Here is a 17,754-nt window from a genome sequence, read left to right on the forward strand (position 1 = left end):
AGAGACCTGCCCGCCCTTGACGACCTGCTGCGACCAGAGCACCGGCGCGGCCTTGACACGATTGGCGGTGAAGACACCCGCAGCGGCCAGACGCGGCCCCTGGTTGACCACGAGGGCCAGGTCGGGATTGCCGTTCTCCTTGATCCCGGCGGCGATGCCCGCCGCCGTGAAGCCCTGTGCTGCCGTGACGCTCACTGCATCTCCTCCGTCGCCCGCTTGCTCGTCGTCTTCTCGTGCGTGTCGCACGGCACCAGCCGTGCCAGAAGGGTCGCGATGACCCGGCGAACACTCATGGCGCCACACCTGTGGCCGGCAGCCCAAGCTCCTCGGGAAGGCCGAGGGCGATGTTCATGCTCTGCACCGCACCGCCGGCAGTGCCCTTGGTCAGGTTGTCGATCGCACTCACCACGACGATCCGACCGGCCGCCTCATCCAGCGCCACCTGCAGCAGCGCGGCGTTGGACCCGTACACCGCGGCGGTGGCCGGCCACTGCCCCTCAGGAAGGAGGTGTACGAAGGGCTCGTCCGCGTACGCCTTCTCGTACGCGCTCCGCAGGCCCTCCGCGGTGACGCCGGGGCGGGCCTTGGCGCTGCACGTGGCGAGGATGCCGCGGGACATGGGGGCGAGGGTGGGAGTGAAGGAGACCGTCACGCGCTCCCCCGCCGCCGCGGAGAGGTTCTGGATCATCTCCGGGGTGTGCCGGTGACCGCCGCCCACGCCGTACGGGCTCATGGAGCCCATGACCTCGGAGCCGAGCAGGTGCGCCTTGGCCGCCTTGCCCGCACCCGACGTCCCCGACGCCGCCACGACCACCGCCTCCGGCTCCGCCAGACCCGCCGCATACGCCGGAGCCAGCGCCAGCGACACAGCCGTCGGATAACACCCCGGCACCGCGATCCGCCGCACACCCTTCAGCGCCACCCGGCCACCCGGCAGCTCCGGCAGACCATACGGCCACGTCCCCGCATGCGCAGACCCGTAGAACCGCTCCCACTCCCCCGCATCCCTCAACCGGAAATCCGCACCAATGCGGCTGCACGGCGCCGAGCCGCTGGCCCGCGTTGCTGTTCGCGGTGAGGGCCCCGATCCGTACGCCGGGGTGCGCGAGGAGCAGGCGCAGCACTTCGCCGCCCGCGTATCCGCTCGCTCCTGCCACTGCCACACGTACTGCCATCGGGCCCCTCCTGGTCGATGGCATGACTATACGAATGGATGAAGATTTATGCAATGGGGTCGCATGAATCGCCGCGCTCCCCGGTGTGACTGAGACTTTCTGTTGGCGGGTGAGCGCGTTAGTTGGCGGATCTTGGTCCCGTAACGCTGTGTTGCGATCAGATCCGAAGATCTGCCACCGCTGAGGACATGGAATGGCCCTACGCCGGAGTCCCGGCCGACGTGATCGCCGAGTTCACCGGGCACCGGGTCGCTGCTCTGCCGTTCTTCGCCCCGGAGACGGTCACCACCGACCACGGCGGCCCCTGCAAGAACCACGACCTGGTGGAGGCCGAGCGGGAGATCGGCTGCCGGATCCTTCCTGCCCGCGTCCTGCGCCAGACCGACAAGTTCGCGGTCGAGCGCCAATTTCTCACCGTCCAGACCATGCCCTTCGAGCACCTGCTGGGCTTCACCGGCGGTGACGTCGCGGACCGCGGGGCCGACCCGGAACGAGACGCGAGCCTCACGCTCGCGCAGGCCGAGCACATCATCGCGACCTGGATTGTCCAGATCTGACAGAATCGCAAACTAGGTGAATACACCCCGAGTTGGGCGCCAGGTGACGACAGCACTCGCACGGCTACTGCCCCAGATCCCCTCAGCCTGGGCGAGATACCGCAGGCTGAAGCTGCTCACGCCCCACTGCTCACCTGCGATGACGTCCGTGATCAGCGAGAACGTCCGCCTTCTTCGCCGGGGCGCCGACGGCGCGCCTCCATACCAAGCCGCCCTCCACCGCGTGGCGGACATCGCCTGAGAGACCAGCACACGAATGAGGCCGAGGGTCCAGCGACACCGACCCTGTGACGGCGGGAGTTGCGTTCTGACCCGGGGCTGCGGTGTCGGTTTGCTTTGACACCATCAGAGGTCTTGCGGTGGAACGGTGGAATGGGCTGATGCCTCAGGAAGTCCGATGGGGAGAACACAGTGGTCGGGGTACGCGGCGCCGCGGTTCGCTCAGGAGGCACGGCGGGCCGTCTACCGTTCGTGCTTGCCGTCCGGCTCCGCGCGCTCTTTGCTCTGCTCGTCCTGTTCGGTGAGGGCGTGGGCGGCGCGGAGTAGGCGGTGGGCGAGTTTTTCGAGGTGGGGGGCGAGTTCGGGGGTGCCGTGGATGGTGTGGGTGGGGCCGAGGTCGATGCCGAGGAGTTGTTCGGCGATGTGGTGGGGGTTGTCGGCGGCGAGGTCGAGGGTGCTGGTGGTCTCGTCGAGGGGGCGTACGCGGTCGGGGAGGGAGTAGGTGCGGGCGCGGACGGTGGCGGCGTCGGCGGGGACGGTGGCGTGGAAGGTGTAGCGGGCGGGGGCGGCGGCCAGGCGCTTGGCGACGTAGGCGGCCGGGTCGGTGGCGGGCAGTTCGCGGGGGGCGGCGCGGTGGCCGGTGGGGGTGGGGTCGCTGAGGCGGTCGACGCGAAAGAGGCGCCATTCGTCGTGGTCGGTGTCGTAGGCGACGAGGTACCAGACGGGTGCGGCGGCCACCAAGGCGTGCGGTTCGGCCCGGCGCCGGCCCGTGACGCCTTTCCCGGTCCGGTAGGTGAAGGTGGTGATCTCGTGATCGCGGCAGGCCGCCGCCAGGGTGGCCAGGACGGTGGGGTCGGCCTCGGGGCCGGTGCTCCAGGGCACGGGGAGCGGTGCGGTGGTGGCCTGGAGCGTTGCGACCTGGTGGCGCAGCCGTTGCGGTAGCACCTGCTCGAGTTTGGCCAGAGCGCGGACGGCGGTCTCCTCGATGCCGGTGACGCCGCTGGTGGCGGTGCGCAGGGCGACGGCGATGGCGACGGCCTCCTCGTCGTCCAGCAGGAGCGGGGGCAGGTCGGCGCCGGCAGCCAGACGGTAGCCGCCCGCGGTACCGGTGGTGCCCTCGACCGGGTAGCCCAGATCGCGGAGCCGGTCGATGTCGCGGCGAATGGTGCGCAAGGTGACACCGAGCCGATCGGCGAGTTCGGCGCCGGACCAGGTGCGGCGCATCTGGAGCAGGGACAGCAGGCGCAGCATGCGGGCGGGCAGGTCCTGGGTCATGTTTTCCAGGCTGCCAGGCATTGGTGACGCGAGCTGTCCTAAAGGGCCTCTACCGTCGGAAACATCCGGGCGCCGAGGAGCCTCCTCGGCGAGGCGACAGGACCTCTTCCCGCCGGAAGCGGTGGATGCGGTCGGGCGGGCATCCCGTTTCGTCCGCGCAGCCGTACAGAGCAGGTCGATCAGGAACAGCCCGACAGCCGCCCGGGCCCGGGGTTCCCCACACATGACACAGGCGCACCCTCACCGAGTGTGAATTCAGGATGTGCCGCACAGGATAGGAAAGATCATGATTACTGCAGTGAACACGGCAACGGTCTGGGTGCTGGACCAGGACTCGGCCAAGACGTTCTTCACCGACAAGCTCGGCCTGGAGGTGCGCATGGACGTGCCCTTCGGTGAGGGCATGCGCTGGGTCACCGTGAGTGCCAAGGGCCAGCCCGAGGTCCAGATCACCCTGATGGTCCCGGGACCGCCGATGATGGACCCCGAGTCCGCCCAGCAGCTGACTTCGCTGCTCGCAAAGGGTGTCCTGATCGGCTGCACGTTCACCGTCGCCGACTGCCACGCGGCCTTCGCCGAGCTGTCCGCACGGGGCGTGACTTTCCTCCAGGAGCCGCAGCCCAGGCCGTGGGGCATCTCCGCGACCCTGCGCGACGACTGTGGAACCGTGCACGAGATCCTCCAGCCGCACCACCAGGGCCAGGAAGCAACCGGCCAGAACTCCTGACCGCGGCCGGCCACAGCAGCTGACCGCTACGGCCGCTGGGGAGGGCGACCTCGCCCTCCCCAGCGCCCCACGGGGGCCGCGCCCTGGACCCGCCCTCCCGGGTAACCGCACGGCCCACGGGTGGCCGCACCGGCGACCAGCAGAAACGATGACCACAGCCGGCCCTTCCGGGCTGCCCGACAACAGGGTGGAGCCATGGCTTACGACGAAGTACTGGCGGAACGCGTGATGGAGCGCCTGGAGCCCGAGGGCGTGGTCGCGAAGAAGATGTTCAGCGGCCTGACCTTCCTCCTCCAGGGAAACGCGCTGGCCAACCTGTACGACGAGGGCCTCATGGTCCGCGTCGGCAAGGAAAGGAACGACGAGGCCCTGGAACGCCCCGGCGCCGCGCCCCTGGTGATCCGGGGCAAGGAACAAAAGGGCTGGGTCCTGCTGGCGGAGGAAACCCTCGACGACGACGTCCTGGACGACTGGCTGACGTGGGCCATGGACGTCACCGCCGAGCTCCCGCCCAAGTGAGCCACCACCGACCGAGTCCGCAGTCACACCGGCGTCGTTCACGGCGGAGATCTCGCCGGCCGGGGAAGTCGCGCTCCGCCCGCCGGGCCCCGCCCCGCCGTGGAGCCCGGCATCGGCACCCCGCGTCCGGGGGCGCTCATCCCTGGTCGAGGGCGCCCTTCCCGGGCCCTGGCGCCGGCTTCCCGAAGCGGCGCCCCGAGCGGTGCCGGCCCCTTCGGCGGATCCGGAACTGCTGGAGCGGACGCTCCGTGAGCGGCTGCCCGGCGCCGTCGGCGTCACGGAGGCGGAGATCACCGCTGCCGAAGCACGCCTCGGCGTCACCCTGCCCGACGAGCTCAAGGCGCTCTACCGCGTGACACGGGCGCAATGGGAGGACTTGGGCGACGACTACGAGGCGGGGCAGCGCGAATGCATGGCGGTCGGCTGCGAGCTCTTCGCGCCGGACGACCTGTACATCGCCGACGCGTCGTCCCGTCACTGCCGTCGGGAGTTCGCGGCGATGGAGGCGGTCACCACGTCTCCCGGCGCCGCGGTGCAGGGCCTGGTCGGCTCACCCGGAGGTCGACGGTGATCGGCATCAGCTCACCTCGTTCAGCTCGGCCCGCATCTGCGCCGCCTCGGCGTCGCGAGCATCGCTGAGCGGCACTCCCGCCACCCTATGACTCACGTCACATTCAGTTCCTGTCAGGAATCGGGGCGCCGTTCCGCTCAAGTCGCCGAGAGCAGCGAACCGACAGGAGCATCACATGAAGCACCGCATCGTCGTCCTCGGCGCAGGCTATGCCGGGGCCTACGTGGCCGGGAACCTGGCCCGCCGGCTGTCCCCGGCGGACACCGGGATCACCGTGGTCAACGCCGCGCCGGACTTCGTCGAGCGGCTGCGGCTGCACCAGCTCGCGGCCGGCCAGGAGATCGAAACCCAGAAGCTCGCCGACATCTTCGCCGGCACGGGGATACGGCTGCGCGTGGCCCGTGTCACCGCCGTCGACCCCGAGCGTCAGATCGTCGCAGTGGCCGACGCCGACGGCGAGCTCGGCTACGACACGCTTCTCTACGCGCTCGGCAGCCACGGTGACGACCGCGGTGTCCCCGGCGTGGCCGAGCACGCCTTCGACGTCGCCGCCCGGCCCTCGGCACTGCGCCTGCGCGATCGCCTGGACAACCTGGGGGAAGGCGGGAGTGTGGTGGTCGTCGGCGACGGGTTGACCGGCATCGAGACCGCCACCGAGATCGCCGAATCCCGGCCCGGTCTGTCGGTGGCGCTGGTCGCCCGGGGAGAGTTGGGCGCCCCGCTCTCCGCGGGAGCCCGCGGCCACCTGCGCCGGGCCTGCGACCGGCTGGGCGTCACCGTCCTGGAGCACACCAGCGTCGAAGCCGTCGAAGCGACGCGGGTGTTGTGCGCCGACGGCACCGCCCTGGCGTCCGACGCCACCGTGTGGACGGCCGGGTTCGCCGTCAGCCCCATCGCCGCCGCAGCCGGGCTGGAGGTCACCGAGAACGGCCGGATCGTCGTCGACCGCACCATGCGCTCGCTCTCGCACCCGAACGTCTACGCCGCCGGCGACAGCGTCTACGCCATCGGCGACAACGGCCGGCCGCTGCCGATGTCCTGCGCTTCGGCCGGCTACACCGGCATGCAGGCCATGAAGGCCATCGTGGGACGCCTGACCGGCAGCAAGATCGCGAACGTCAAGCTGGGCTACCCGGGCAACCACGTCAGCCTCGGGCGGCAGGACGGGATCCTGCAAATGGTCGACCACGAAGCGCAGGCAAAGCCGAAGTACATGGGCGGCCGGAAGGCCGCGCGGATCAAGGCGGGCATCCTCAAGATGTCGCTGTGGACCAACTCGCACCCGACCTTCTGCATGCCCAAGCGCAAGCGTCACCTGGCCGCCACGCCGGATGCGTCCACGGAGAACGCGGTCCCGTACGCGCCGGATGCCCCGGCCGAGAAGGCGGTCGCGTAGCTGCCTAGGGTGGTCCGCGTGGACAGCATTGGCGTTGATCGCTTCGACACCAGTCGGTTCGAGGCCAGCCGGAACCGGCTGGCCTCGCTGGCGTACCGGCTGCTGGGCTCCGCCGCCGACGCCCAAGACGCCGTGCAGGATGCGTTCCTGCACTGGCAGGCCGCCGACCGGCAGCAGATCAAGGTGCCGGAAGCATGGCTGACCAAGGTCGTCACCAACCTGTGCCTCGACCGGCTCCGCTCGGCACAGGTCCGCCGCGAACGGGCCGTCGGCGCCTGGCTGCCCGAACCGCTCCTCGGCGGCGACCCGATGCTCGGCCCGGCCGATACCTTCGAGCAGCGCGAATCGGTCTCCCTGGCCGTGCTGACCCTCATGGAACGCCTCTCGCCCCTGGAGCGGGCCGTCTATATCCTGCGCGAAGCCTTCTCCTACGGCCACGCCGAGATCGCCGAGATCCTCGACATCACCGAGTCCGCAAGCCAGCAGCACCTCCACCGCGCCCGGACCCGCATCACCGCCGCGCGCCGCCGCAGTAGCGAGGTCGACCCGGCATCCGCCCGCAAGATCATCGAGGAATTCCTCGCCGCTGCCACCTCGGGCCGCACCGACCGGCTGGTGGCGCTGCTCACCGACGACGCGATCGCGATCTCCGACTCCAACGGCGCCGGCCCGGCCAAGACGCTGCTGCGGTACGACACTCCGGAGCGCATCGCCACCATGGCGCGGGCCGGTTTCAGGCCCACCCCCGCGAAGCGGCGACTCGCCGGCGGCGCGCTCGCCGTCCACTACGCGCTCGTCAACGGCGCCCCCGCCATCCTCTTCGTGCTTGGCGACCAGGTCGTCGGCACCGTGACGTTCGACGTCACCGACGGCAAGATCGCAACCGTGCGCGGCATCGCCGCCCCCACCCGCCTCGTCCGCATCACCGAAGCCTGGCGGCAGCGCGGACCGGACAGGCCGCTCATCACCCAGTGGTGACCCGAGGACCGCGACCAGGCACAGCCAGGGCGGAGACCGGCCGCCTGCGGTGGCCCGGGGATCCAGTAGCGTCCGTTCCGTGATCGCCTTCGATGCCCTCGTCCGCCTCTGCCCGCCGCCCGCCGAACCGCCGCCCGCGGTGGACTGGGCGCAGGCCGAGCGCGCCCTGGGTTCGGCTCTGCCCGCCGACTACAAGCAGCTCGTCGAGGCATACGGGGACGGCATCTTCGACGACACGATCTGGCTGCTTGTCCCCGACTCCGCCTACGACGACTGTGACCTGCACGCGCAGACGACGGAACGGGACGAGATCCTGGCCGGCCTGTGGGAGTTCGAGGCGAAGCCCGCCGGCCTGCTTGAGGCGGGGGCGCGGGTCCTGCCGTGGGCATTCGAGGAAGGCACGGGGGCGTTCCTGTACTGGCTGGCACGGCCCGGTCAACATCCCGACGAGTGGACCGTGCTCTACAACGAGGGGCGCGGCCCACTGTGGGAGCACCATGACATGGGGTGCCTCGCCTTCCTGCTGGCGGTGCTCACAGGAACGGTGGAAACGGAGTACTTCGGTTACCTCTACGAAGTGCTGAAGCCGGCGGAGCACCGCTTCGCGACAGCCGACCAGACCCTCGGAACGGCACAACGCTGACGCTGTCCGGCCTCTCTCGACGACCTGATTCACCGCCGGCGCGCCTGGCTGAGCGTCTTACCCGGCCGGACTGGCCGGGTAAGACGCTACGTCACATCCCTCGGCTTGTCCTGGAGTGCGCTCCAAGATCTACGGTCTTGCCATGAGTACGGACAGCACCACCGCCAGGACCCGCCAGGAGCGCTTCGACCACGGCATGGAGGTCCTCACCCGCATCGACGGAGAGAGCGGGCAGAAGGTCATCGACTCTCTGGCCGACGTCTCGCCGGAGCTCGGGCACCAGGTCGTCGCCTGGGCCTTCGGCGACATCTACGACCGGCCCGGGCTGGCCCCCCGCGACCGGCAGCTGGTGACCCTCGGCATGCTCACCGCCCTGGGCGGCTGCGAGCCGCAGCTGGAGGTGCACATCAATGCGGCCCTCAACGTCGGTCTCGCTCCCGAGGAGATCACCGAGGCCCTGCTGCACGCCGCCGTGTACTGCGGCATGCCCCGCGCGCTCAACGCCACCTTCGTGGCGAAGAAGGTCTTCGGGGAGCGCGGTCTCCTGCCGGTCACGCAGAAGTAGCGCACGTCCGCAGCAACGTGCGCCGGCTGTGCGTGACGCGCGCACCTGCCGCAGAAGACGGAACCGCCCCGGCCGGGCGCAGTGCCGGCCGGGGCGGAACGGTTTACCGTGTGCCGCGGGCGCGTCAGGCCAGGGTCGCCAGGGCCTGGTTGAGCGTCGCCGACGGGCGCATGACGGCCGAGGCCTTCGCCGCGTCGGGCTGGTAGTAGCCGCCGATGTCGGCCGGGGAGCCCTGCACCGCGATCAGCTCGGCGACGATGGTCTCCTCCTGCTCGGCCAGCGTCTTGGCCAGCGGCCCGAACGCCTGCGCGAGCTGCGCGTCGTCGGTCTGCTTCGCGAGCTCCTGGGCCCAGTACATCGCCAGGTAGAAGTGGCTGCCGCGGTTGTCGATGCCGCCCAGGCGGCGGCTCGGCGACTTGTCCTCGTTGAGGAAGGTGCCGGTCGCGCGGTCGAGCGTGTCGGCGAGGACCTTGGCGCGGGCGTTGCCCGTGGTCGTCGCGAGGTGCTCGAAGCTGGCCGCGAGGGCGAAGAACTCGCCGAGGCTGTCCCAGCGGAGGTAGTTCTCCTTGACGAGCTGCTGCACGTGCTTGGGCGCGGAGCCGCCGGCGCCGGTCTCGAACAGGCCGCCGCCGTTCATGAGCGGGACGACCGACAGCATCTTGGCGCTGGTGCCGAGCTCGAGGATCGGGAACAGGTCCGTCAGGTAGTCACGCAGGACGTTGCCGGTGACGGAGATCGTGTCCTCGCCGCGGCGGATGCGCTCCAGCGAGAACTTGGTCGCCTCGACCGGCGACAGGATCTCGATCTGCAGGCCCTCGGTGTCGTGCTCCGGCAGGTACGCCTTGACCTTCTCGATGAGCTTCGCGTCGTGGGCGCGGTTCTCGTCGAGCCAGAAGACGGCCGGGACGCCGGTGGCGCGGGCGCGGGTGACGGCGAGCTTGACCCAGTCGCGGATCGGGGCGTCCTTGGCCTGGCACATGCGGAAGATGTCGCCCTGGCCGACCGTCTGCTCCAGCACGGCGTTGCCGGCGGCGTCGACGACCCGCACCGTGCCGGTGACGGGGATCTCGAAGGTCTTGTCGTGGCTGCCGTACTCCTCGGCCTTCTGGGCCATGAGGCCGACGTTCGGCACGGAGCCCATCGTCGCCGGGTCGAAGGCGCCGTTCGCGCGGCAGTCCTCGATGACGGCCTGGTAGACGCCCGCGTAGCTGCTGTCCGGGAGGACGGCGAGGGTGTCGGCCTCCTGGCCGTCCGGGCCCCACATGTGGCCGGAGGTGCGGATCATGGCCGGCATGGAGGCGTCGACGATGACGTCGCTCGGGACGTGCAGGTTGGTGATGCCCTTGTCGGAGTCGACCATCGCCAGGGCGGGGCCCTCGGCGAGCTCGGCGTCGAAGGAGGCCTTGATCTCGTCGCCCATGTGGGGCAGCGTCTCCAGGCCCTTGAGGATGCCGCCGAGGCCGTCGTTCGGGGTCAGGCCGGCCGCGATGAGCACCTCGCCGTACTTCGCGAAGGTCTTCGGGAAGAAGGCGCGGACCACGTGGCCGAAGATGATCGGGTCGGAGACCTTCATCATCGTGGCCTTCAGGTGCACGGAGAACAGCACGCCCTCGGCCTTGGCGCGGGCGACCTGCGCCGCGAGGAACTCGCGCAGCGCGGCGACGCGCATGACGGAGGCGTCGACGACCTCGCCCGCGAGGACGGGCACCGACTCGCGCAGGACGGTGGTGGAGCCGTCGTCACCCTTGAGCTCGATGCGGAACGTGCCGTCCTCGGCGACGACCGCGGACTTCTCGGTGGCGCAGAAGTCGTCGACGCCCATGGTGGCGACGTTCGTCTTCGACTCGGCCGACCAGGCGCCCATGCGGTGCGGGTGCGCCTTGGCGTAGTTCTTGACCGACGCGGGGGCGCGGCGGTCGGAGTTGCCCTCGCGCAGGACCGGGTTGACGGCGCTGCCCTTGACCTTGTCGTAGCGGGCGCGGATGTCGCGCTCCTCGTCGGTCTTCGGGTCGTCCGGGTAGTCCGGCAGGGCGTAGCCCTGGGCCTGCAGCTCGGCGACGGCGGCCTTCAGCTGCGGGATGGACGCCGAGATGTTCGGCAGCTTGATGATGTTGGCCTCGGGCTTCTTGGCCAGCTCACCCAGCTCGGCCAGCGCGTCGGCGATGCGCTGCCCCTCCTCCAGGAACTCCGGGAAGTGGGCGATGATGCGCCCCGCCAGGGAGATGTCACGCGTTTCCACGGTGACCCCGGCCGTCGAGGCGTAGGCCTGGACCACAGGCAGGAACGAGTGCGTGGCCAGGGCCGGGGCCTCGTCGGTGTGCGTATAGATGATGGTCGAGTCAGTCACCGGGTGCTCCGCTCCACGTCTGTAACATTGCTCGACATCAAGATATCTCGTGCCGGGGCCCCTCTCGACAGGACCCTGGCCACACTCACGTGTCACACCGGCTGCCGCGCCGGCCGTCACATCGGCTGTCACATCGGTGCCCTCCCGCCCGTCATCTCTTCGACGGATCGCGACGGGAGAGTGTGACCGATGAACGAGAACGAATTCCTGGCGGAGCGCTTCGAGACCCACCGCTCCCGCCTGCGGGCGGTCGCCTACCGCATGCTCGGCTCGCTCAGCGAGGCGGACGACGCCGTGCAGGAGGCGTGGCTGCGGCTCGACCGCTCCGGCGCGGACGGGGTCGCCAACCTCGGCGGGTGGCTGACGACGGTCGTCGGCCGGGTGTGTCTCGACATACTGCGCTCGCGCGCGTCGCGTGCCGAGGAGCCGCTGGACTTCCGGGTGCCCGACCCCGTCGTGAGCCGGGGCGCGGAGGAGGTCGACCCCGAGCACGAGGCGCTGCTCGCGGACTCGGTGGGCCTCGCCCTGCTGGTCGTGCTGGACACGCTGGATCCGGCCGAGCGGCTGGCTTTCGTCCTGCACGACATGTTCGGCATGCCGTTCGACGAGATCGCGCCCATGGTCGGGCGGACGACGACCGCGGCGCGGCAGCTCGCGAGCCGGGCGCGCCGGCGGGTGCGGGGCGCGGCCCCTGAGCCCGAGACGGACCTCGCCCGGCAGTGGAAGGTCGTCGACGCCTTCATGGCGGCCTCGCGCGCCGGCGACTTCGACGCCCTGCTGGCCGTGCTCGACCCGGACGTGGTGCTGCGGGCCGACGCAGGGGCGGGAGGCGCGCGCGGATCGCAGGAGGTCCGCGGGGCGCGGGAGGTGGCGGGGCAGGCCATGCTGTTCCGGTCCCCGGCCCTGTTCGCGCGGCGGGCGCTGGTCAACGGCGCCGCGGGGGTCGTCACGGCGCTGGAGGGGCGGCTGCTGTCCGTGCTGGGGTTCACGATCGCGGACGGCCGGATCGTCGAGATCGACATCCTTGCGGACCCCGAGCGGCTCGGGCGGCTCGACGTGCGGACGGAGTTCTGAGGCGGGGGCGGGAGGAGGCAGGGGCAGGAGCAGGAGCAGCGGCCGGGGGCTCGGCCCCTGTCCTCACGCCTTCCCGTCCCTTACGCCTTCCCGTCCTTCGCGCTCTGCTCGCCCTTCCCGCCCTGCTCGCCCTTCCCGCTCGTCCCGCTCTGTTCTCCGAGTGACTCCAGGAGGGTCCCGAGGACCGTCGCGAGCGCGTCGCGCTCCCCTTCCGTGAGCGCGGCGAGCAGGCGGGCCTCGGTGGCGACGTGGTCGGGCAGGGCCTCGTCGATGAGGTCGCGGCCGGCGCCCGTGAGGGCGACGACAACGCTGCGGCCGTCCGAGGCGCTGGGGCTGCGGCTCACCAGGCCGCGGGCCTCCAGCCGGTCGAGGCGCTGCGTGATCGCCCCGGAGGTGACCATCGAGGACCGCATGAGCTCGGCGGGGGTCAGGCTGTGCGGCGGGTCGCTGCGCCGCAGCGTCGCGAGGACGTCGAAGGACGCGGCGTCGAGGCCGTGGGCGGTGAAGGTGCGGCGCAGTTCGGCGTCCACGAGCCGCGAGAGCCGCGAGAGGCGGCCGATCACCGCCATCGGCGAAACATCGAGGTCGGGGCGGCGTACGGCCCACTGTGCGAGCACTTGGTCGACGTGATCTGCCATCGGTCCAGGGTAGGCGATCGACACCAGTTGTCTTAGCGGTGAGGTACCTCACACGGTCACACCTGCCCAGATGTCTTAGCGCTGAGATACATTGCTTTAGTGCTAAGCAATCGAGTCGGAACCCTGCTGCTCACCGCCCTGGCGCCCGCCGTCTGGGGCACCACCTACCTCGTCACGACCGAGCTCCTGCCGCCGGGCCGTCCGCTGCTCGCCGCGGTCGTCCGCGCCCTGCCCGCCGGGCTCGCGCTCGTCGCCGTCACGCGGCGCCTGCCCCAGGGCGTGTGGTGGTGGCGGGCACTGGTGCTGGGCGCGCTCAACATCGGCGCGTTCTTCGCGCTGCTGTTCGTCGCCGCGTACCGGCTGCCCGGTGGGGTCGCCGCGACCGTCGGGGCGATACAGCCGCTGCTGGTCGCCCTCCTCGCCTCCGGTCTGCTCGGCGAACGACTCAAGCCGCGCACCCTGATCGCCGCCGTCGCCGGCGTGGCGGGCGTCAGCCTGCTCGTCCTGCGGGCCGGCGCCCGGCTGGACGGGCTCGGCGTCGCCGCCGCGGCCGGCGGGGCGGTCGTCATGGCCACCGGCGTCGTCCTCAGCAAGCGCTGGACACCGCCCGCGCCGCTGCTCGCGACCACCGGGTGGCAGCTCGTCGCGGGCGGCCTGCTCCTGCTCCCCGTCGCCCTCTTCACCGAGGGCCCGCCGCCGGTGCCGACGGGCACGAACCTGGCCGGCTACGCCTACCTCGCCGTCATCGGCTCGGCCCTCGCGTACGCCCTGTGGTTCCGCGGGATCCGCCTGCTCTCCCCCACCGACGTCACGTTCCTAGGGCTCCTCAGCCCGCTGGTCGCCACGGTGCTCGGGTGGCTGGCGCTCGGTCAGGAACTCACCGCGGCACAGGGGTTCGGCGCGGTCGTCGTCCTCGGCTCGCTCGTCGCGGCGCAGGGAGGACGCGGGCGGGGCCCGCGCAGCACGCGCCCTCTTCCGTCCACGGACCGGCCGACGGCCGGGACCACCTCATCCACCACCTGATCCACCACACAGCACAGGAGCTGACAGTCATGCGCATCACCGTCTTCGGAGCGGCCGGCAACGTGGGAAGCCGCGTGGTGGCCGAAGCCCTGTCCCGCGGCCACCACGTCACCGCCGTCGTACGCGACGCCGCCCGCTTCCCCGAACTGCCGGCCGCGGCGCAGGCCCGTACGGGCGACGCCTCGGACCCGGACGACGTCGCCCGGCTCAGCGCCGGGCAGGACGTCGTGATCGGCGCGACCCGCCCCGCGCCCGGCAGCGAGCGGCAGCTCGTCGCCGCCACGGAGGGACTGCTGGCCGGGCTCGCCCGCACGGGGGCGCGGCTGCTGCTCGTCGGCGGCGCGGGCAGCCTGACTCTCCCCGGCACCGGGGGCACCACCGTGATCGACGGCCCCGGATTCCCCGCCGACTGGCGGCCCATCGCCCTGGCCTGCAACGACCAGCTCGCGGCCTGCCAGGCGGACCAGCAGGTCGACTGGGCCTACCTGAGCCCGGCCGCCCTGCTGGAACCGGGCGAGCGCACCGGCCGGTACCGGCTGGGCAAGGACGAACTCCTGGTGGACGCCGAGGGTGTCTCGGCCATCTCCATGGAGGACCTGGCCATAGCCCTCCTCGACGAGGCGGAACGCCCGGCGCACCACCGGACGAGGTTCACGGTCGCGTACTGACCGGGGGGCGCGGTTGTGCCGGCGGGCGCGACGTACCGGCGGTCCGGCACCGCCGGTACGGCCTGTGGTGGTTGCGCACCGTCGCGGCGGGGGGGATGAGCCGGCCCGGCGCCATACACACGGCCGCCGCCGTGCCGGCCGACACGACCGACCAGCAGTCCAGCACCGCCGACACGGCCCGCGCTGGTCACGCGCCATCGCAGCGGAGGAAATATGGCGCCCGGCACCCTGCACACGGATGCGGCCAGGCCGCGAAGCCACCGGGCCAACCGGCACCACGGACCGACCCGCACCGCCGATACGGCTTCCGGTGGTTGCGCGCCATCGCGGCGGAGGAAAGGTGCCGACTCGGCGCCATACACACGGCCGCCGCCGTACCGGCCGACACGACCGACCAGCAGTCCGGCACCGCCGACACGGTCTCCGCTGGTCACGCGCCATCGCGGCGGAGGAACGTGCCGGTCCCGCACCCTGCACGCGGACGCCGCACCCCCTCCCGCCGCCGCGGCGTGCAGCCACCGTGGCGGCGGCCGGCGGTGCCGGGCCGGCCGGCGCACAACGTCCGGTACGGCCTCGCGTCAGCGGCCGCCGCCCCGGCCGCCCTGCAAGCGTTCCAGATCGCGGCGGTCACGCTTCGTGGGGCGGCCTGTGCCGCGGTCGCGGACGGCGACCACGGCCACCTGCTCGCGCGGCGGCTCCGGCGGGGAGTTGTCGACGTAGCACTCCGCCGCGACGGGCGCGCCGACGCGCTTGGTGATGAGCCGGGACACGACGACGACGCGCTCGCGCCCGGCGAGCCGCACCCGTACCTCGTCCCCGGCGCGGACCGGCTGGGCCGGCTTGGCGCGCTCGCCGTTGACGCGCACGTGCCCCGCGCGGCAGGCCGTACCCGCCGCGGAGCGCGTCTTGGTGAGCCGTACGGACCAGATCCAGCTGTCGACCCGCACCGGGCCGTTCCCCTCGTCTGAAGCCATGCTCCGACTCTAGCCGGGCGCGCCCGCCGCTCCGGGGAACGCCGTCCGCAGCCGCCCCACGCCCTCCGCCAGTTCCGCCACGCCGGCGGCCGACGCGAAGCTGAGCCGCAGGTGCGGGGCGGCGGCTTCGGCGGGGTAGGAGGGGCGGCCCGAGGCGACGGCGACGCCGGCCCGCAGCGCGGCCACGGCCACCGCGTCCTCGTCGGTGCCGTCCGGGAGCCGGGCCCACATGTGGAAGCCGCCGGGCGGGACGAAGTCCACGGTGACGTCGGGCAGTTCGCGGCGCAGCGCGGTGAGGAGCGCCTCGCGGCGGATGCGCAGCTCGGCGGCGACGGTGCGCCGGTGGCGGGTCCAGGCGGGCGAGCCGACGAGTTCGAGGGCGGCTTCCTGCAGCGGCCGCGGCACGAAGAAGCTGTCGACGACCTGGATGGCCCGCAGGCGTTCGAGGACGGGGCCGCGGGCGGCGAGCGCCCCCACGCGCAGGCTGGGCGAGGTGGCCTTGGTGAGGGAGCAGACGTGGACGACGATGCCGTCGGGGTCGTCGGAGGCGAGGGTGGGCGGCAGCGGCGGGGCGTCCTCGTGGGCGAGGCGGCGCGCGAAGTCGTCCTCGATGACGAAGGCCCCGGCCTCGCGGGCCACCCGTATCACCTCGCGTCGCCGCTCGTCGGCGAGGACCGCGCCGGAAGGGTTCTGGAAGAGCGGCTGGCAGACGAAAACGCGGGCGCCGCTCGCCCGGAACGCGTCGGCGAGCAGGTCCGTGCGCACGCCGTGCGCGTCCGCCGGGACGGGGACGGGCCGCAGGCCGGAGGCGCGGGCGACGGCGAGCATGCCGGGGTAGGTCGGGGACTCGACGAGGACCGGCGCTCCCGGCGGGGCGAGGGCGCGCAGCGCGGCGGTCAGCGCGCTCTGGCCGCCGGCGGTGATGAGCACCTCGGAGGCGGCGACGGTGCCGGCGGGCCCGCCGATCTCGCGGGCGAACCAGGCGCGCAGCTCCGTGACCCCGTCGATGGGCGGGCGGCCCCACGCTCCGGGGCGGCGGCCGGCGCGGCCGAGGGCCGCGGCGAGGGCGCGCTCGGGCTGCAGGGTGGGGTGGAGGTAGCCGCCGCTGAGCTCGATGACGCCGGGCGGCGGTTCGGCGAGCGTGATGAGCACGCCGGTGGCGTCCACGGCCCGCGGGATCGCCTCCGCGGCGCTCTCGGCGCTGAGGGCGACCTGCTGCCAGGAGGTGTCGCCGAGGCGGGCGGGCGCGCTGTGCGGGGCGGCGCGGAAGGCGCCCGCGCCGGGGCGAGTGATCACCAGCCCCTCCGCGGCGAGCGCGGCGAGCGCCCGCGAGACGGTGACGGGGCTGACGCGGAAGCGCTCGACGAGGGCCCGGCTGGACGGCAGCTTCTCACCCGGAGAGTAGCGGTCGAGCTCCCTTTTCAGGGTTTCGGCCAGTTCAGCGACGCTGTTACGCTCGTGCATGAGAGTCAAAGATAGCGCTATCCGCCCGACTGCGATAGCAGTGCAGCGCTCCGCGAGCGCATCCCCCGCGGCCGACCGCACGCGGAGCGGCATCCTGCTGGCCGCCCTGGGCGTGGCCGCCTTCTCGCTGACGTTCCCCGCGACGGCCTGGGCCCTGGAAGGGCTCGGCCCGTGGTCCCTGGTCAGCTGCCGGATGCTGCTCGGCGGCCTGATCGCGGGCGGCTGCCTGCTGGCGCTGCGCGTACGGGCTCCCGCGCGCCGGCACTGGCCGGCGCTGTGCGCGGTGGCCGGCGGCACGGTCGTCGGCTTCCCCCTGCTGACCACGCTGGCGCTGCAGACCTCCACCACCTCCCACGCCGCCGTCGTCGTGGGCCTGCTGCCGCTGACGACGGCCGCCTACTCGTCCGTACGGAACCGGACGCGTCACTCGCGCACGTTCTGGGGCGCGGCCGTCGTGGGCGCCGCCGTGGTGATCGCCTTCGCCGTGCAGCAGAGCGGGGGCAACCCCACGACCAGCGATCTGTACCTGTTCGCGGCGCTGCTCGTGTGCGCGGCGGGCTACGCGGAGGGCGGTCAGCTCGCCCGCGAGATGCCGGGCTGGCAGGTCATCGCCTGGGCGCTGGTCATGTGCCTGCCGGTCGCCGCCATCGGTGCGGCGGTGGCGCTGCCGGCCGAGCCCGTACGGTTCACGGGCCACACCGTCGCGGGGCTGCTGTGGCTCGCCGCGGGGTCGCAGTTCGTGGGCATGTGGGTGTGGTACCGCGGCATGAGCGCGATCGGCGTGGCCCGCGCCAGCCAGCTGCAGCTGGCCCAGCCGCTGCTCACCCTGGTCTGGTCCGTGCTGCTGCTCGGCGAGCACCTGACGCCCGCCGCGCCGGTGGCCGCCGTGGCGGTGCTCGTGTGCATCGGGGTGACGCAGCGGGCGCGCGGCTGAGACGGCC

The 17,754-nt window shown here is 72.2% G+C and carries 17 protein-coding genes and 2 pseudogenes; 12 read left to right on the forward strand and 7 right to left on the reverse strand.

Annotated elements, in window-relative coordinates; genetic code table 11:
* Positions 1-195, reverse strand: a 195-nt coding sequence (locus IF61_RS32950) for a bifunctional ornithine acetyltransferase/N-acetylglutamate synthase (protein ID WP_043191534.1), incomplete at its 3' end; no start/stop codon positions are given.
* Between the two features lie 94 nt (positions 196-289).
* Positions 290-1,175 (reverse strand): annotated as a pseudogene (gene argC, locus IF61_RS32955) (N-acetyl-gamma-glutamyl-phosphate reductase).
* Between the two features lie 188 nt (positions 1,176-1,363).
* Here argC and IF61_RS0130775 point away from each other — a divergent pair.
* Positions 1,364-1,732: a hypothetical protein gene (locus IF61_RS0130775; RefSeq protein ID WP_030369842.1), complete on the forward strand. Its 369-nt coding sequence runs from the start codon at positions 1,364-1,366 to the stop codon at positions 1,730-1,732.
* A gap of 462 nt (positions 1,733-2,194) precedes the next feature.
* On the opposite strand, the gene IF61_RS0130780 is transcribed toward IF61_RS0130775, so the two are convergent.
* Positions 2,195-3,226, reverse strand: a complete 1,032-nt coding sequence (locus IF61_RS0130780) for a helix-turn-helix transcriptional regulator (protein ID WP_030369843.1) — start codon at positions 3,224-3,226, stop codon at positions 2,195-2,197.
* A 298-nt stretch (positions 3,227-3,524) separates the two neighbouring features.
* On the opposite strand from IF61_RS0130780, the gene IF61_RS0130785 reads away from it, so the two are divergent.
* The 7 genes and pseudogenes from IF61_RS0130785 (at position 3,525) to IF61_RS0130820 (ending at position 8,625) form a co-directional block, all read left to right on the forward strand.
* Positions 3,525-3,953, forward strand: coding sequence for a VOC family protein (locus IF61_RS0130785; RefSeq protein WP_245684685.1), 429 nt, complete (start codon positions 3,525-3,527; stop codon positions 3,951-3,953).
* A 195-nt stretch (positions 3,954-4,148) separates the two neighbouring features.
* Positions 4,149-4,472 (forward strand): TfoX/Sxy family protein, encoded by a 324-nt coding sequence (locus tag IF61_RS0130790; RefSeq protein ID WP_030369845.1) that lies wholly within the window; start codon positions 4,149-4,151, stop codon positions 4,470-4,472.
* 93 nt (positions 4,473-4,565) lie between these two features.
* Positions 4,566-5,031, forward strand: a pseudogene (locus tag IF61_RS32960) (SMI1/KNR4 family protein); the annotation flags it as partial.
* Positions 5,032-5,218: 187 nt separating this feature from the next.
* A complete protein-coding gene (locus IF61_RS0130805) occupies positions 5,219-6,439 on the forward strand; it encodes an NAD(P)/FAD-dependent oxidoreductase (RefSeq protein ID WP_030369846.1) in 1,221 nt (406 codons plus the stop codon).
* Between the two features lie 18 nt (positions 6,440-6,457).
* The gene (locus IF61_RS0130810) at positions 6,458-7,417 is read left to right on the forward strand and encodes a sigma-70 family RNA polymerase sigma factor (RefSeq protein ID WP_030369847.1); all 960 of its coding nucleotides are present in this window, start codon (positions 6,458-6,460) and stop codon (positions 7,415-7,417) included.
* A gap of 79 nt (positions 7,418-7,496) precedes the next feature.
* Positions 7,497-8,060, forward strand: a complete 564-nt coding sequence (locus tag IF61_RS0130815) for a hypothetical protein (RefSeq protein ID WP_043191538.1) — start codon at positions 7,497-7,499, stop codon at positions 8,058-8,060.
* A 142-nt stretch (positions 8,061-8,202) separates the two neighbouring features.
* Complete coding sequence (locus IF61_RS0130820) at positions 8,203-8,625, forward strand: carboxymuconolactone decarboxylase family protein (protein ID WP_030369849.1); 423 nt, start codon at positions 8,203-8,205, stop codon at positions 8,623-8,625.
* Between the two features lie 124 nt (positions 8,626-8,749).
* On the opposite strand, the gene IF61_RS0130825 is transcribed toward IF61_RS0130820, so the two are convergent.
* Positions 8,750-10,972 carry an NADP-dependent isocitrate dehydrogenase gene (locus IF61_RS0130825; RefSeq protein WP_030369850.1) on the reverse strand — a complete coding sequence of 741 codons (2,223 nt, stop codon included), beginning with the start codon at positions 10,970-10,972 and terminating at the stop codon, positions 8,750-8,752.
* A 189-nt stretch (positions 10,973-11,161) separates the two neighbouring features.
* Here IF61_RS0130825 and IF61_RS0130830 point away from each other — a divergent pair, with 189 nt between their 5' ends.
* Positions 11,162-12,046, forward strand: coding sequence for a sigma-70 family RNA polymerase sigma factor (locus IF61_RS0130830; protein ID WP_030369851.1), 885 nt, complete (start codon positions 11,162-11,164; stop codon positions 12,044-12,046).
* Between the two features lie 80 nt (positions 12,047-12,126).
* Here the strand turns inward: IF61_RS0130830 and IF61_RS0130835 are convergent, their stop codons facing one another.
* On the reverse strand, positions 12,127-12,684 hold the full coding sequence (locus tag IF61_RS0130835) for a MarR family winged helix-turn-helix transcriptional regulator (RefSeq protein ID WP_078660645.1): 558 nt from the start codon (positions 12,682-12,684) through the stop codon (positions 12,127-12,129).
* Positions 12,685-12,783: 99 nt separating this feature from the next.
* Between IF61_RS0130835 and IF61_RS0130840 the strand changes: the two genes are divergently transcribed.
* The gene (locus IF61_RS0130840) at positions 12,784-13,707 is read left to right on the forward strand and encodes an EamA family transporter (RefSeq protein ID WP_030369853.1); all 924 of its coding nucleotides are present in this window, start codon (positions 12,784-12,786) and stop codon (positions 13,705-13,707) included.
* 29 nt (positions 13,708-13,736) lie between these two features.
* Positions 13,737-14,375 carry an NAD(P)-dependent oxidoreductase gene (locus IF61_RS0130845; RefSeq protein ID WP_030369854.1) on the forward strand — a complete coding sequence of 213 codons (639 nt, stop codon included), beginning with the start codon at positions 13,737-13,739 and terminating at the stop codon, positions 14,373-14,375.
* A 578-nt stretch (positions 14,376-14,953) separates the two neighbouring features.
* Here IF61_RS0130845 and IF61_RS0130850 read toward each other — a convergent pair.
* Both IF61_RS0130850 and IF61_RS0130855 read right to left on the reverse strand, forming a co-directional pair.
* Entirely contained in the window at positions 14,954-15,349 is a 396-nt protein-coding gene (locus IF61_RS0130850; protein WP_030369855.1) for an RNA-binding S4 domain-containing protein, read from the reverse strand.
* 9 nt (positions 15,350-15,358) lie between these two features.
* Positions 15,359-16,813: an aminotransferase-like domain-containing protein gene (locus IF61_RS0130855; protein ID WP_030369856.1), complete on the reverse strand. Its 1,455-nt coding sequence runs from the start codon at positions 16,811-16,813 to the stop codon at positions 15,359-15,361.
* On the opposite strand from IF61_RS0130855, the gene IF61_RS0130860 reads away from it, so the two are divergent.
* Positions 16,812-17,747: a DMT family transporter gene (locus tag IF61_RS0130860; protein ID WP_030369857.1), complete on the forward strand. Its 936-nt coding sequence runs from the start codon at positions 16,812-16,814 to the stop codon at positions 17,745-17,747. The genes IF61_RS0130855 and IF61_RS0130860 overlap by 2 nt on opposite strands.
* Positions 17,748-17,754 lie beyond the last annotated feature (7 nt).

The organism is Streptomyces roseoverticillatus (assembly GCF_000719265.1).
Lineage (GTDB): Bacteria > Actinomycetota > Actinomycetes > Streptomycetales > Streptomycetaceae > Streptomyces > Streptomyces roseoverticillatus.